Source organism: Psychrobacillus lasiicapitis (assembly GCF_006861795.1).
GTDB lineage: Bacteria > Bacillota > Bacilli > Bacillales_A > Planococcaceae > Psychrobacillus > Psychrobacillus lasiicapitis.
On sequence record NZ_VDGH01000001.1, the window covers coordinates 17,147 to 32,955 of the forward strand.

Consider the following 15,809-nt stretch of genomic DNA (forward strand, 5'->3'; position numbering starts at 1 on the left):
TCACCTTTTTCTCTTTAGTAAGAACTTTACAATTGGTACTGATAAATAAGTATAAATACAAAATGCAATGTATGTATAAAGCCAAATAGTACCTAGCATATTAAAATCCAATGAAAATAATAGGATTGTGAGTCCTACTCCTATTATCCATATAACCCCCCAACCCAGTCTACCCGCCAGTCTATTTGGAACTAATAAGGGGTGTGCATCAATTTCAAGCTCCTCAAGTGTAGCCAACAACTTTTTATTTTCGGGGTTTAAGGCAAATGCTTGCCCGTAATGTTCCATAGCTTTTTTTGGATCATTTTGGTTTTGAGCTGCATGACCTAAATGCTGCAATTTTTCAAGCTCAGAGTCATTCGAGTTCATATACTTTTGTACAGAATTAATTTGCTCTTTCTTCCCATTGCCTAACTCTTCTATAAAATAATGTAATCGGAGTGTTCGACCATCCTCTGGATTCATTTCCAGTGCTTTCTTTATGAGTAAGGATGCTTTTTTTCTTTGGCCAACCAATTTCATCAAATATGCATAACTTGCATGAGCATCTGCACTTTCAGGATTTATTCGGAGTACCTCGAGAAGGGCACTTTCTGACTCTTGCCACCGTTCCGTATTAATATATATCATGCCTAATACATGAAGTACCGGCTCTTCATTGATACCTAAACGGAGGGCTTCCTTCATCTGCTCTTCAGCTAATTCATAGTTTTCTAGAGAATAATTACTGTATCCAAGAATGTACCAGGATACACCGTTGTTGATGTACTCTCCCATGCCGTCTTTAAATATTTCTATCACTTGCTCGTATTTATGAATGTGAAAATAATGCTCTACTAGTTCCAACGAAACAGCTTTTTCCTTGATCAATTTTCTATCCTCCTTTTATTGGTGATCTAACTATATACTAGAAATGAAATTTATCGTAAAAAATTCTATTGCAATGCCGATAGTGCACCAAATGATGCCTGGAAGAACTAGCGATTGTGTCTTACCGTTTAAAGACATATGTTCTTTAAAGATACCATTTAAATAGTTATAATAAATGATAAAAGTAACAATTCCTATCACTCTACCAATAATTTTAATATAACTTTCGTCTAAGTCGATTATTTGATGGGTAATTGCATAAGTTAAATATATTTTAAAGAGAAACAAAGAAGCGCTTACGGTAATAAGCTTATATAAAATCTTCTTCTCTACTTTTAGCCAAATCGCATTCTGCAAACCCAATGCTGTAATTGCAATAATTTGACCAAAGAAAGCAGCTATAAATAAACTGCTAAGGTTATAGCTTTTCGTTTTTTCTATGTATTCATCTGTAATGCTTGCTGAATATAGATCTTCCTGCATTTTTATATCCTCCTAATAATTCAATAAAGAAACACTAAATATATTTATTTATATACATAATTTTCTATTTATTCTTTTAGAAAGTCAACTATAATCCTGTTAAACATAAAAAGTACTTAAAAGAACCTTTTATTATTAAGTTTTATATAAAAAGGTTAAAAAGATAACATTTTATCTTTCCTCCTTTTTTAGGGGGCTTGCACAAAACTTCTATAAAGTAGTTTCTAGGAATGCTTATCACCAGATAATTGCGAGGAGTTCATATTGGAATTACAGGATGAACTATATGAGAGAATAGTAATTATATGCTCTCAAGGAGATGACTTAGTTAATAGTTTTGACTTGGAGAATGCCATACAAATGTATTTGAAAGCTTTGTTCCCGAACCTAAACATAATTGGGAAGCAAGTACATGGATTTACACAGCATTAGGTGATACCTGTTATATGAATAAAGATTATAATGCTTCGAAAGATTTTTTTATTTAATGCGATTAATTGTCCTGATGGAATAGAAAATCCTTTTATTATGTTACGTCTTGGTGAGACCTTGTATGAATTAGGAGACGTTAATAAAGCGAAAGATTATTTACTGAGAGCATATATTCTGGAAGGCTACTCGATTTTTGAAAATGAAGAGGAGAAATATTTTGATGTGATTAAAAGTGAAATTTAAGAGGTGATTAATAAAGAATTAATGGATAAGAGTAATGAAGAATTTGACAAAGGAAATCTAGAGGAGTCTGTCATTTTATTAGAACAAGCATGGAAAGAACTACCGGATGATAAAATAATTTTTGATGGCGCTTTTTAATCATATGGGGGATTTTAGATATATCCATAATATTAAACGATACGGAACGGATGAAAAAATGGGTTGATAATATCTTTGTCACAGATCCCGCAAGAGGAGATAAAGGCGAAAGAGAACTATGGGCTGGAAAGGTGGCTTATGAGTTAGGTGATTTAGCTAAAGCAAAAGAGTATCTAGATACTGCAAATAAGAAATCAAGAGGCAGGGACTTTGGTGAAGAAGACGAAAAGTACTTGAAATTTTTAAAAGATAAACAATAAATATAGAACTGAAACGATATGTATGCTCTATATGCATACCAGCATTTGAAATTAAAGTAAGAAATCATTCAAGTTCTCTCTTTGTCATATGACTATATGGTTGTTTTCGATGGTAACGAGATAAAGGCAGTGTTTAACGAAAACGATGAAATTATTACTTAAGAGCAATGTAGGGACTTCTAATTACGATTAGAAAGTTAGCGACTTATATCCTGAACTAGAAAAAAAGTAATTGAGGTATAAATGTGTGGATGTGAGATCTGAGTTAAAAAAATTGTACTAATAGACTTTTACAATCTCCAAAAGAAGTATCAGAATTTGAAAAAGCATTAGACAATCTTATTAATTTAGGAAAAACGTCTATTATTACAGAATCATGCATGGTATTTGACGATGTTACTGAACAATATGAGGTTATGTTCTGCCTTGTACATGGAATAGAGCATCTCTATGAATAAGCGGCTTGATATGGAAAATCAATTGAAAAGTACAAAGGCAAATGCCATACGCTCCTTTATAGAGTATAGCATTTGCCATTTTTTCGATTATTGTCTAATTAATTGTACTTCATTTTTAATTTGCCTTCCATACAGCAGAAGCAGTCAAGAGTTATAGAAATTTTAAAATCACTTTTTATCCCGCATTAACTGGCAGTAAGACTCCCACTTCAAGATTTAAGAAAAGCGAAAAGATAAGTGGGAGATCAACTGCCCGTAAAAGCCCGAAGAAATGATCCCAGACTAAGTACGCAACATCGTGTTGCAACGTCTGTGTCACCCACATCGTGTGGGACACAACTAACAATCAGTGGGGGATGAAAAAAACCCCCACTGATCGAAGTTTCACTTTATCGTTATCTCGACAGACTATATCTAACCGTATCGATTTGTTGTTTAGTCTGGCTTTTTAAGAATCCCAAGTCATTCATTATGGTAACGAATTGGAAACCTTGTTGAACACGTTTCGACGCTTCTTCCGCCGTTCCAGTGACGATGCCGGCTACGATACTATGTTTCTGACAGGCTTTCAATACGTTGTCAATTGCAGCTTGTAAATCATCGTTATTGTTATCGCCAAAACAGCCCATATCCTGTGATAAATCAGCAGTTCCAATAAAAATACAGTCTAGACCTGGCGTTTGGCAAATCTCCTCAATATTTTCAACGCCTTTTTTAGTCTCACACTGCATGATGACATAGATATTATCGTTCACTTCGCCTTTATTATAATTCTCATACCATCCCCATCTTGGTCCGCGCCCAGCGCCTATCCCTCTTTTTCCTAAAGGAGCAAGCTTCATATGTTCAATTATATATTGTGCATGCTCTTTCGTTTCCACCATAGGAATCATCAAACCATGAATGCCAACATCCAGCATTCGAGACATCATAGGTCCATCATGTGGATGATAGACACGAGCAAGTGGTGCCATATCATATAGTTCCGCTGCACGGATCATATTGACCATCGTTTCCATATCAGTTTGAGCATGCTCCTGATCAATGAGGACAAAATCAAATTCATTAAGTCCTAAAATTTCTACATTAGTGGGTGAGCCCGAAGCAACGAAGGCACCCAATACATGCCCGTTTTTCTCCAGCTTCTCTTTGACCAAATTACGCATCTTCATAATACTTACTCCCCTTTAAACCACTGCTGACAACAATTATAAACATAGATTAATCAACAGTGGTTCGTATTTATTTCCGGTAGTTTTCAATGAATTTACCATAGGATTCGTTGTACTCTTCTCTCAGAGGATAAAAAATATCCATATTAAGTACTGGTACAGGACTGTCGTAGACTTCAATATAATGCTCCACACCAGCTGGGACAGTAATCCAAGAACCCTTGGTCATGCGGTAGGGAACACCATCTACATAATAGTCACATTCACCTTCTAAGATAAGTGCAATCTGTTCATTTAGTTCATGGGTATGCGGGTTCTTCTCGTTACCATTCTCCACTTTATTGATTGTGACGTTGATGTTTTCGGCTCCCATACCGAATACTTTCCGTGTGATACCTTCTCTCACAAATTGCCATGGCAGGTTGTCCAGATTACCGTAATCAATTTTTGTCATTTTTATTTCCTCCAGTATCATATAATTATTTTTTGTGTGACTTCTGTTGTTATTGGAAATTGAACAGTTCTTTCGGATTCTTCTTAGTCATAATATTAATTTCTTCTTCGGTGACTCCAAAATGTTCTTCCAGGGCATTGACGAAATTATACATTCCTTCTATTGGTGAACCATTAGCAGCTTGACCATAGTCAGTATCGATGATGATACGATCCGCACCACAGGCATCTATCATCTCTTTGGCCACGGACAGATCTACTACTGCTTCCACTTTCGAACCGCTATCTTTAAACACACAAGCATTAATCTCAATATAGGCACCCATTTCTGCCCATCTTTTCATATCGTGAATGGTTGCTCCTACTTGATAATGGGGGTGGGTTACCAGGATACGTTTCATCCCCAGTTCCAAAGCTTTTTTGACTGTAGAATCCACTTCAATCTCATTACCATGTCCGGTAGCCAATACCATATCGTGCTTGGCCAAGTACTCAATTACTTCCACAGCTTTAGGATTAAGATTGCCATTTTCATCGGCTATAACGATTGGCTCTTCCTCTACATCCGAAGCACCTGCTCCACCAACAAACCCAAAGCCTTTGTGACCATCGATATGCGTTTTAGAGGAGACGGTTGGAAAGTAAACCATTGCCGTGCCCATTTGTCTTGCTTTATCTATTGCATTGACATTAAAGCCACCCACTGCATTATTAAGAACGAGACATCCGTAAACCTTACAAGTACCATTTCCTAAATGCTTCTCCACCATTTTCGTTCCTAATAGTGCCGGAATATAGTGATCCTTTACGACGAATCCTGCATAACCGACTTCTTCCGCAAGCTTCAGCATCTCAGCAGCATCTACTGCTCTATTTGCTGTAGATGGTCCACAGTGAACATGCACATCATACATACCTTTTAATATACTTCTATCCATTCCAATTCCTCCTTATTATTCTATTTTTTTCGAGTGCTAATGAAGTAAATAAAATTATTGTGTAATTAAGCTGAATAACTATTTAAAATAGAGTAAGCAATATTACAAGCCTGCAGTTATTTTATATATACCGGTATTTGCCAAGATTCCAGCGATAACGGAAATTACGATTGCCACTAGGAACAACTTAGTAAAGACTTTTGTTCTTTCCTCAGCACTAGGTTTAAATAGTGTTCCATAGGCAGCCAGAACCATTGCGCCACCTAGCGACAAGGGACTAATGGCAGCTGTGAATCCGCCATTGATGACGGTGCTGATCAATTCAATATTCATGAAACGATTACCGTTCAACTCATTCAATGATTCGACTGTTGGAATCAAAGTCGGAATAGGTCCCGCAATCGCTAAGGAGAAGAAGGACATAATCGACGAAGTGATACCAAGTAAAGGTGCCAACGTCCACTGCGTAGAAATGGAAGACAATAAGCTAGCTAAAAGAGTTAAACCGCCTAATGTATCAATAACACTTAGGAGGTTACCAATCCCAATACAGAGGAATATTGTCTCCCAGGGAACTCCCAGAAAGGCATCTTTTTCGTCAGCAGCCTTACCAAGCAATAGGATTATACTGAAAACTAGTGCTGTAAGTCCCGCATGCGTTTTTAAAAACATGATAGCGAGAATCATCAATACTAGCATCAACAAGGTCAGTTTTTGCTTGCCATTGAAAATCGGAAGATCAATTGGCCCGGCATTACTTTCCAACGACAAGGTTTCGTCAGCATGTTGGTTTCTCTTCCATCCACGGAAACCGATATACGACAAAGTCGCAGCAATAGAGAACATGATTGCACCATTTAACAGAATTTGTGTAGCGTAATTAGGGTGGCCAGCATCAGCGACAATTAAGTTGGCCGTATTCCCAAAAACGCCTACCTGTGTCATTAGTGTAGCGTTTGCACCAAAGATAGTCAGAATTCCTATCATGATAGGATTGTAGCCCATCTGATAACCAACACCCATGGTAATCGCAGGCAATACCACATAACCGGTCAAACCTCCAGGGTCGACAACCGTTATGAGAGCGCTTACTAGAAAGACCATAAGAGGATACAATGCAGCATAACGGCCAAATATTGCAAACAATTTCTTGGAAAGTAGTTCCAGAGATCCATTTTTTTGCGCAATCGCAAAGAAGAAAAACATTCCAAATAAATTTAGAAATAGACTCGTAGGAAAACCAGCTACAACATCTTTGCTTGATATCCCGCTCATCAATCCTAATACTATTGCGACCGCAAGGGAGATAATTCCTATATTCTTTTTTGTAAAAACTCCCAATGTGATTACAAAGATGAGGGATAATAAAGAAATTACTTCCATTCAATACCTCCTATACTTTTTATTTAGCTAGTTTTCTGACATCAATGAAGCAATCCATTATCCTTCATTTATTATCTTTAACTGCTTTGTTAATTTTATATTACTAACTCAGGAAAGCGTTTTCAGTATCATTTGATACACAGAGATTAAATTATTTTAAATATTAAGAATCTGAAAGAGATATAGAAGAGAAAGATTAGTATAGTATAATGTATAAATGAAACTGTATTTACCCACAAAGCATCTATTTTAATTTAATTATTGTTATTTTAGAGAAGGAGGTATGAGCAGTTTGCGAAAAAATAATCTATTTTTTGAAAATCAGTTTATAGATTTTAAGCCTCTTTTATTAGAAATAGGGGAGAGGTATCTGCTGGAAAAAGGGAGCATCGTAACCAATAATGTGGAACCATTATACTTGTACTATGTAGAGGAAGGTATCTTTAGATTATCGGTCAATCATATAGAAGGTGTCAGCAAGACAATTTGTTTCCACGGTGGAGGTTCTATTTGTCCTTACTCCTTAAGCAGACCGATCGATGGCAAATTCCATATCGATGTCGACTTCTTTTCAATAACCGCTATCACTGACATTCAGACGATTCGCATTCGGCCGAAAGATTTCTATCAAGCACTGATGGAGCATCCTAATCTAAGCATCACCATGTTGGATTATGTCATTATGCACTCCAATCTATTCATGCACGAATCGATTACTCTCAGCTATGATTCTGCTTTCGTGAAGACCTGCAACATCGTTTACATATACACGCGCTCCTTGAATAAGGCAGGGATTAACCTTACTCAGACGGAAATTGGAGAGATAATTGGGGAGTCAAGGTTAGAGGTTGCGCGTTCCCTAAAAAAACTGCGTGATCAGGGGATCATTAAAACATCCCGAAATGGTATTGAAATACTGAATCCAGAACTACTTAAACTGAACTGTAACCCTGATTTTGTTTACTAATCGAGTAGGTAACAATCAAGCATTTAAATACCGATGAATTTTCAGTATAACTAGTAAAATTATCTTTTAGACCCAAGAGGCGAGACAGACTACGAATACGAAAAAATATGATACTGAGGGAGATAGAGGACTCAATAGTCTTCAAAATAAAACCCTAAGTTTGAGTAATATAATCAAAATTGACTAGATGATAAAAGGTATTGAAGAGAATACCAAAACCAACATTTCCTATTTCGAGTATTTAGAGCTAAGGAAAATGTATGAAAAGTTGTAAGCTAACCCAATTGCAAAAATACAACTAATTGGTGAGGATAAGCAAATACATAATGTGATAGAAAAGAAAAACATAAGGAATATAATTTCAGTAGGAGATCTTTTACAATAAATACTTTTAAGAGGTGTTGCAAATAATTACGAGCCCATTATTCCAGGGGAAATCCTGAGATAAGGGGCTATTTTTATTGCTTAAACTTGGAATATATTTAGGTATTTTACCTGGAAAAAGCAATTTGATGGAAGTTAAAATAATATATATTGACGTTGATAAACATTATCATATACAATCATAAATGAAAGTGATAATCATTTTCATTTGGAGTTTGGAAAGTTACTCTTACTTGTTATTAAAAAGAGAGCTTAGATTAATTTTAGTTGAAAAACGAAGATGAATGAAGGAGGAAGACCTATGTATGATCGTTTTGTAATACTAGAATCTTTTCAACAACAAGTTAGCTGTTGCTGTCCGGGACAACAACATCAACATATTATTGAGTTCCGACAAGGAGACGTTTGGACAATTACAAATGAACGGAAATACGTCGATCTTCTAGGTTGGCATTTGTTAGTAATCGTCAACAGTGAATTTAGATTTCTAATGCAGGTGGAAGATATAGAGAGTCTATATAATAACGGTAGTATTTGTTCCGTATTAGATTTTGAGCTGAAAATTTTACATTTGAATTTTAAGGTAAATGAAACACTTGATGCACATGATAAGGAGTCATTTCTATTATTTGCAAATGAATTGACTAATTTGCAGGAGATCAAAGATAAAATGTACTCTTTAGGTGTATAAGTTCTTTGAAATATTTAACCGGGTATATAAGAGCAATATTATATCAAATTGAATAGTTGAAGAAGTTTCTTAAGAGTTCCCTTCTGAGTTTTTTCTCATTATCTTGAAGAAAGTGGTTCTATCTTTTCTCTTTTTGATTACACTTACTGTAGGAGAGAGTGTGAGGAGGGGAAGAGGATTTGGCGAAAAAATGGGGGATAACTGCTCTATTGATATTTGGAGTATATGCATTAGTTATGTATATTTATATTTTCCATAGTGGAAGTGGTGGTATTCCAGCAACATTGAAAGGGACAGTTGCTGACCCGGATACTTTTATGACGGAGCGCGAGTTGTACTTAAGTGGAGAGTATTCAAAAATAAGAAATTTCCTCTTTTTTGTTTTAACTCCTTTTGAATGGCTTGTTTATTTTTTTATTTTGATTACTGGTCTTTCTCAATTGTTTGAAAGATGGCTACCTTTAAAAAACAAATGGGCAATCGTCAAAAATGCGGTTTATTTATTTTTATTATCGTTTTTCCTTTTTATCGTATTGTTTCCATTAGATTATTACAGGTATTACTTAAGCAAGTATTACGGAATAAGTACGCAAGCTTTTTCTTCATGGATGCGGGACAATCTAATTGATTTTTGGATTACGCTCGGAGAGACTGTACTCCTAGTAACCGTTCTTTATTGGCTAATTAATAAAAGCACAAAGAGATGGTGGTTGCATGCTTGGTTATTAATGATTCCTTTTACGATATTCTTGATGTTTATCCAACCTGTCGTAATTGACCCATTGTATAATGATTTCTATCCACTGACCAATAAAGAGTTGGAAACGAAAATTTTGGCAGTTGCAGAGCAAGCGAATATTCCGACAGAGCATGTATATGAAGTGAATATGGCCGAAAAAACAAATGCACTAAATGCCTACGTTACAGGTATTGGAAGTAATGCAAGAATTGTTTTATGGGATACGACGTTAAGCAGATTATCGGAAAGTGAAATTCTCTTCATCATGGCACATGAAATGGGGCATTATGTAGAGAAACATATCTACTTCGGAATTGCTGGTTATCTTTTAACGACGTTTGTTGGACTTTGGTTAATGGCGAAAATAATGCCCTGGATCATCGCTCGTTTTGGACGTGTCTTAAAAATTGATCGATTGAGTGCTATCCATTCGTTGCCATTATTCCTTCTGATTTCTTCTTTTTTACTGTTTGCTTCCAGTCCCATATCAAATTACATCTCTAGATATCAAGAAACTAGAGCCGATGACTATGCAATAGAGTTAATGGCAGATCCCGAGGCAGCTGTGAGCACTTTCCAGCAATTAACGAAGGCTGGATTAAATGAAGTAAACCCTCCACTTCTGGTAAAATGGTTTCGATATGGCCATCCAACAATGTTAGAAAGAATAACTAGAGTTGCTAATGAAAAAGAACTCAACGAGCAAGATGCCCGATGAGTTCCAATTAAAATGTAGGAGGTGCTAGCTGTATTAGCACCTCCTATATGATTATATACGTGAGTGGACTTTTTCTCCTTGAACCCAGACCTCCCGAATATTTTCAGGTCGAACTAGATACATGATTTTTTGGAAGACGTCACTCAAATCTTCCTCCACATTAAAAATAGGTAATTTTGCAGTCGCCAATTTCGTATCGATGATTTGGACATCCCATGCATACTTTTCTGCTAAACGTCCGATTGGTAAACTTAAACCTTCTCCTCCACCCGCAGTTGCAAGGTAAAATGCCTCGTTAATCGTTATACGCGAACTTGGCACGCCCCGCTCACTAGCAGGAAGCGTGGTATCTACACCATCCTCTAACATTCTGGATGAGATGACAGCCTGTCTAGCATTATCGAAAAGGCTAGGCGAAAAACCACCGGAAATATCGGAGCCTAACCCAATCTCTACTCCTTTAGCATGCAAATGAGCAATCGGAATGACGCTGTTGGCAAAGTAAGCATTGGATATTGGACAATGGCAAACCGCCGTTCCTGTTTCAGCAAACAGATTTGCATCGTTATCATCTAAGAAGTTGCAATGGGCCATTACCGATTTCTCACCTAATAGGCCAAAATCATTCAATGCAAAGGCATCGTTCTTTTGGAATCGATCTTGTACATAGCCATGCTCCCAATCACTTTCACTGCAGTGTGATTGAATATGTGTATCGTGTTTAGCGGCAAGCTCTCCCAAACCTTTTAAAGCATCATCCGTACAGCTTGGGATAAAACGAGGTGTAACTACTGGATATACCCCTTGTTTAGTAGTTTTGGCAAGTTCTTTTACAGCTAAAATAAATGCTTCCGTATCTTCTAATGCGGTCTTGGTACTTGCATCCCGATAAAAGTCTGGATTTTGATCTGGGTTATCCATAACAACTTTTCCAACTAGACCACGTTGACCTTTATTAGCACAAATTTCCGCTAGCATGAAGCTCGCTTCTTTATGCACAGTTGCAAAATAAAGAGCAGTAGTCGTTCCATTGGCTAGCAGCGTATTTACTACCTCTTCATAAACAGTTTTAGCAAATTCTAAATCCGAGAACTTAGATTCAATGGGGAATGTATATGTATTTAACCAATCATACAGGGGAATATCTAGTGCTGTTCCAGATTGTGCCCATTGAGGAGCGTGCACATGTAAATCGATAAAACCAGGTAAGAAATACTGACCTTCAGCTAAGCGGTGAAAGTTTTCTTTCCCTTCATAAGCATTTAGTAAAATCGAATAGTCGTTATTTGTTGGTGCCACAACTTGCTCAATCATTCCTTTATCGTTGATACAAAAGAGATAGTCTTCTAAGATTTCTACTTCCTTTGGCGACTTACTAGTAAAAGCAGTTCCTTGAAAAACTTGCGCATATTTATTCATAAACTACACCTCATTGTTCGTATTTTAGCCGTTATATTCGTAATTATAGGGGAATAGAGAGAGGGAGTCTATCGTTTTTACGGAAAATACAATGAAAAGCGAGAGAAAAAATAACTCTCGCTTTTTCTATTTATCAGTAATGTTTATCTTCTTTTTTTCTTCCCAAGGTCTTTGCTTGCAACATTTTTCTCTACTATTTTTTCAAACTCGATATATACATGATAGGTGTTTTCATCTATTTCTGTTATATTGACAACTTTTCCTTTCCGCCCTTTAATTTTAATCTCTTCTCCTACTGAAGGTATACTTCTTAATGCTTGATTTAACACTTTCGTCTTGTTTTCATAAAAATGAACAGCAAACATCTTCTTGTCCCCTTTTCCAGCAATTTATCATTTCTAAAAGTTAGAATTCTTCTATTTTATGATGAGCTTGGGGAGTTAGAACTTGAAAGATAAAAAATGTCACACTAAGAAAGCAAAACTGAATGAAGAGTGATAGTTTAGGTTGAAAGTAAGAGAATAGGTATTTCCTTTTGGTGAATAATGTACAATAGTAAATGCGCAACATTTATAAAAGCGAGTTACAGTCATCTTCGTCTCACATCACGTAATCTTGCTATTATAAGTATTGGTTGCTTTCACTCTGATTTAGTTGCTTTGTAACAAGAACTGGTTGCTTTCGATTATCAATTGATTGCCCTAAGCCATTAACTGGAAAAATATACATGAACTTTTGTCTCTAGCAAGTTGGCCACGTGTAAATAAGCAATTTTGCTCGATTTCGGCTGTAATTGTTTCTCTGGGATGTATGCTTACCGTTATGAAACTTCTTTAACTTTCTTCAACAACTTCCATTATTTCCTTTATAGCCTTTGATGTTTGTACATGGTGCAGCCATTTAGCGTTTGCCGTTATTTTGCTTTTGGTGTGAATTTCAACAATGTCCATATCTTGTAATATTGTTTGGAGGGATTGTACTTCACCATTCACTTTGGCAAACGACATTTTGCTTGCAAGTGAAGGATTGAATGCATATGCATAATCGATGATATTCGAGTTTGCTGGTAATATAATCACATCCATTGTTGGAGTGAACACTGTTATCTCTTCTTGGAATAATTCAAAAGAAATTAACTCGCAAAATGCAATGGAATTATTCGAGATTGATTTTATCGTGTGAATGGAGCTCCCTAATAGTTGCTCACTTAGATATCGCATATTGGTTTCTTGCAAATAGTCAAAGACTCCATTTTTATAGAAGCTATTTGTTCTTTCATCTTGGATATTGACATGGACGATTTGATTATTGATTTTAAGCTTTGTTTTTAGATGTTTTAAAAATGGATGTTTTTCAATCGCTATCTCATCCATAAACTGATCAGGTATAGGTTCAAATAATGAATGGATAATTCCTAAAGCAGTGTAACAATTTCGTGCGGTTTTAGTTGTAACATGAATGGTAAAAAGATCAGAAATAGGACTTCCTTCACTTATCAGATTATAGGACTTGAAGAGAGGAGACATACGAAACTCTACATGAATAATGACGTTATTTGAATCGCACATTTGATCTTTTTGAATGAACTTTTGAAAAGTAGTATTGTAGTCTTTAGCGAGATCTTTCATTGTTTGTTTAAATTGTTTATACCGAGTCGAATCTAAATAGCTAAATGCTAAATCTTCTAATTCCTCTTGTAGTCTATATAATCCAAGCTTTTCAGCTAGTGGCGAAAAGAATAGTAATGTTTCATTGGCATAAGGTATTTTCTTTTCGATTTTTTTGACTGCAAGGGTTCTCATATTATGTAGACGATCCGCCAGTTTTATGGCAGCTACACGGATGTCTATAATAGCAGTTGAAAGGAGCTTTTCTGTGTTAACAGCCCCGTATTCTTCCTTTTCGATTGTTCCTTTCTCAAACTTTGTTAATCCATCTACAATGAAAGCAACTTGTTTACCAAATTCTTGTTCAATATCGGATAAAGGAATTTCCGTGTCTTCCACCACATCGTGGAGTAATGCACCTATTAGCGATATAATATCTGCTTTATATTCTGCTAAAATTAAACTTACTTCAAGCGGATGGATGATATATGGTTCGCCTGTTGCTCTTTTTTGACCACAATGCGCTCGCTCGGCAAAGTCCATTGCCTGTTCTAGTTGTAAAATTTCCATGTTAGATAAGTATTTACATCTTTGCCTCAGCAATTCTTTCCCTTGATTAATCATCGAATTCACCTCATTTGTAAAATATTATACAGAAGTAATCGAATAAATAAAGTGTTTATATTCAGAACTATTAGATAGTGTGAGGTGGAAACATCCTAAAGCAGTAGCTAGCTTTAGGATGTTTTGTGTTTAGAGTTTACCTAGTATTACTTAATAAAATCAACAACTGGATGCACCGATACAAGTTACTATAAATTAAATTAAAAAACTGCTTTTAATGGAAATAATTGTACAAGCTTCAGGTTTTTTTCTGATGCTGTCAGGCATTACAATCCTAAGAAATAGCCTTGAGCTAAAATAGCTTCCGTGTCCTTTAATAATTCCGACGCTTCATCATAGTTTTCTTGTAATATCGAAGTAAATAAATAATTGATTAGACAAACAGGAGCAGAGAATGAGTTTTTAAGTGTTACGTTTGAAACTGCACAAGATAATACTATATCCCCATATCCTTTGACAATTGTATTATCTGGACTTGTAAATAATATTATTTTAACGCCTTTTTCTTTTAACCAAGAGATTAAAGTTGCTGTATTTTTGGAGTATCGTGGGAATAAAAAGGCGATACATACATCTCCAGTAGTTGCACTCGTAACTTCTTCTGGAAACATCATGCCACCAGATTGAATAAGATGAACATTTTTTTTGATTTGTCCTAGTCTAGAAACAGTATATGAAGCTAACGAAAATGAGCTTCGCATTCCTAGAACGTATACTTTTTTTGCTTTTGTAATTAATCGAACAGACTCATGTAAATCAGTTTCATTTTGCAAGGAAAGTGTATTATTTATATTTTGTATCTCACTTAGAAATATATTATTTAATAGTTGATCTTTTGGAATTTGGACGAGGTGGTTGGCTCTAGTAGGTAGACTTTCTTTGTTCTTGACTGCATGCTGAATATCTTTTTGCATATCTGAAAAACCAGTATATTCTAGAGTCCTAGCAAAACGAATGATTGTAGTAGTGCTTACTTTAATAATACTTGCTAAGTCTTCTAGTGTATTAAAAGCTACTTCCTCCATATTATCAATAATAAAATTGGCTACTACTTTTTGAGAAGGAGTAAACTTTTCTATATTTGAATGGATTATTTTTGTGATTTCTGTCATATTTTCACCTCATGACATGTCATAATAGTCTATTTTGTTTTGCAATTACAGTATTGAGAACATGAACTGTACGCTCCCAGTGTTTTTTTACAAGTATGGAAGCCGAATACATATCTTTACGTTCTAACGCTTTAATGATTTCATTATGTTCAGAATGCGATTCACTCAAATCAAGAGTATTAGAGAAAAATAGATATTCGAGCCTGTATGCATGGTCAAATAATGTATCACAAAACTCTATAATATATGAGTTTTTGCATTGTTTAATTAAAAATTTATGAAACTTGTAATCTAATGCTAAAATATTTGAAGTATCTTTTTTGTGAATACTTTTCTCAAATTCGTCGTTAATAAATTTAAGTTTATTTAACTCCTCATTTTCAAATTCAATTAATTCATTTGTAAAAACAAGATTTTGAAGTCCGATTAAAGGTATATAAATATCTTTTACATTATTTAATTGCAGGTCTGTAACAGCTGTTCCACGACCTTGTGAAGAAATAATTAGATTTTTAGATTCTAGTAATTTAAATGCATCACGAATAGGAGTTCTGCTTACAGAGAAGTAATTAGCGAACTCCATATCATCTAGCTTTTCATTAGGTTTAAGTTGCCCCGTTACAATCCATCTCTTCACCGTGTAAAAGATCACAGAGGATGATGTTTTACCCTTATAATTTTTTTCCAAAGTTTTGTTAGGTAAAGGCATAAGATCTCT

Annotated in this window: 16 protein-coding genes and 1 pseudogene; 6 read left to right on the top strand and 11 right to left on the bottom strand. The window is 35.4% G+C overall.

Going from position 1 to position 15,809, the window contains the following annotated elements:
• Positions 1-870: a tetratricopeptide repeat protein gene (locus tag FG382_RS00085; RefSeq protein ID WP_142536855.1), complete on the bottom strand. Its 870-nt coding sequence runs from the start codon at positions 868-870 to the stop codon at positions 1-3.
• A 30-nt stretch (positions 871-900) separates the two neighbouring features.
• Complete coding sequence (locus tag FG382_RS00090) at positions 901-1,353, bottom strand: hypothetical protein (RefSeq protein ID WP_142536856.1); 453 nt, start codon at positions 1,351-1,353, stop codon at positions 901-903.
• A gap of 264 nt (positions 1,354-1,617) precedes the next feature.
• On the opposite strand from FG382_RS00090, the pseudogene FG382_RS00095 reads away from it, so the two are divergent.
• The 3 genes and pseudogenes from FG382_RS00095 to FG382_RS23470 all read left to right on the top strand — a co-directional run bounded on the left by FG382_RS00095 (position 1,618) and on the right by FG382_RS23470 (position 2,884).
• Positions 1,618-2,028: pseudogene (locus tag FG382_RS00095) on the top strand (tetratricopeptide repeat protein).
• A gap of 188 nt (positions 2,029-2,216) precedes the next feature.
• Positions 2,217-2,426: a hypothetical protein gene (locus tag FG382_RS23110; RefSeq protein ID WP_229677338.1), complete on the top strand. Its 210-nt coding sequence runs from the start codon at positions 2,217-2,219 to the stop codon at positions 2,424-2,426.
• A gap of 341 nt (positions 2,427-2,767) precedes the next feature.
• Positions 2,768-2,884 (top strand): Imm30 family immunity protein, encoded by a 117-nt coding sequence (locus FG382_RS23470; RefSeq protein ID WP_373287594.1) that lies wholly within the window; start codon positions 2,768-2,770, stop codon positions 2,882-2,884.
• A gap of 395 nt (positions 2,885-3,279) precedes the next feature.
• Here the strand turns inward: FG382_RS23470 and FG382_RS00115 are convergent, their stop codons facing one another.
• From FG382_RS00115 to FG382_RS00130, 4 genes are all read right to left on the bottom strand, one after another.
• Positions 3,280-4,056: an HpcH/HpaI aldolase family protein gene (locus FG382_RS00115; protein ID WP_142536857.1), complete on the bottom strand. Its 777-nt coding sequence runs from the start codon at positions 4,054-4,056 to the stop codon at positions 3,280-3,282.
• Positions 4,057-4,126: 70 nt separating this feature from the next.
• The gene (locus FG382_RS00120; protein WP_211356347.1) at positions 4,127-4,510 is read right to left on the bottom strand and encodes a cupin domain-containing protein; all 384 of its coding nucleotides are present in this window, start codon (positions 4,508-4,510) and stop codon (positions 4,127-4,129) included.
• A 49-nt stretch (positions 4,511-4,559) separates the two neighbouring features.
• On the bottom strand, positions 4,560-5,447 hold the full coding sequence (locus FG382_RS00125; RefSeq protein WP_142536858.1) for a DUF6282 family protein: 888 nt from the start codon (positions 5,445-5,447) through the stop codon (positions 4,560-4,562).
• A gap of 102 nt (positions 5,448-5,549) precedes the next feature.
• A complete protein-coding gene (locus FG382_RS00130) occupies positions 5,550-6,830 on the bottom strand; it encodes an SLC13 family permease (RefSeq protein ID WP_142536859.1) in 1,281 nt (426 codons plus the stop codon).
• A 283-nt stretch (positions 6,831-7,113) separates the two neighbouring features.
• On the opposite strand from FG382_RS00130, the gene FG382_RS00135 reads away from it, so the two are divergent.
• The 3 genes from FG382_RS00135 (at position 7,114) to FG382_RS00145 (ending at position 10,329) form a co-directional block, all read left to right on the top strand.
• On the top strand, positions 7,114-7,797 hold the full coding sequence (locus FG382_RS00135) for a Crp/Fnr family transcriptional regulator (protein WP_142536860.1): 684 nt from the start codon (positions 7,114-7,116) through the stop codon (positions 7,795-7,797).
• 685 nt (positions 7,798-8,482) lie between these two features.
• Positions 8,483-8,872: a hypothetical protein gene (locus tag FG382_RS00140; protein WP_142536861.1), complete on the top strand. Its 390-nt coding sequence runs from the start codon at positions 8,483-8,485 to the stop codon at positions 8,870-8,872.
• A 179-nt stretch (positions 8,873-9,051) separates the two neighbouring features.
• Positions 9,052-10,329 (top strand): M48 family metallopeptidase, encoded by a 1,278-nt coding sequence (locus tag FG382_RS00145; protein WP_142536862.1) that lies wholly within the window; start codon positions 9,052-9,054, stop codon positions 10,327-10,329.
• Positions 10,330-10,380: 51 nt separating this feature from the next.
• On the opposite strand, the gene guaD is transcribed toward FG382_RS00145, so the two are convergent.
• The 5 genes from guaD to FG382_RS00170 form a co-directional block, all read right to left on the bottom strand.
• Positions 10,381-11,748 carry a guanine deaminase gene (guaD, locus tag FG382_RS00150; protein WP_142536863.1) on the bottom strand — a complete coding sequence of 456 codons (1,368 nt, stop codon included), beginning with the start codon at positions 11,746-11,748 and terminating at the stop codon, positions 10,381-10,383.
• 143 nt (positions 11,749-11,891) lie between these two features.
• Positions 11,892-12,113, bottom strand: coding sequence for a hypothetical protein (locus tag FG382_RS00155; protein WP_142536864.1), 222 nt, complete (start codon positions 12,111-12,113; stop codon positions 11,892-11,894).
• A 468-nt stretch (positions 12,114-12,581) separates the two neighbouring features.
• Entirely contained in the window at positions 12,582-13,979 is a 1,398-nt protein-coding gene (locus FG382_RS00160) for an HD domain-containing protein (protein WP_142536865.1), read from the bottom strand.
• Between the two features lie 266 nt (positions 13,980-14,245).
• Entirely contained in the window at positions 14,246-15,091 is an 846-nt protein-coding gene (locus FG382_RS00165) for a MurR/RpiR family transcriptional regulator (protein ID WP_142536866.1), read from the bottom strand.
• Between the two features lie 19 nt (positions 15,092-15,110).
• Positions 15,111-15,800 carry a GntR family transcriptional regulator gene (locus FG382_RS00170; protein WP_142536867.1) on the bottom strand — a complete coding sequence of 230 codons (690 nt, stop codon included), beginning with the start codon at positions 15,798-15,800 and terminating at the stop codon, positions 15,111-15,113.
• Positions 15,801-15,809: the final 9 nt, after the last annotated feature.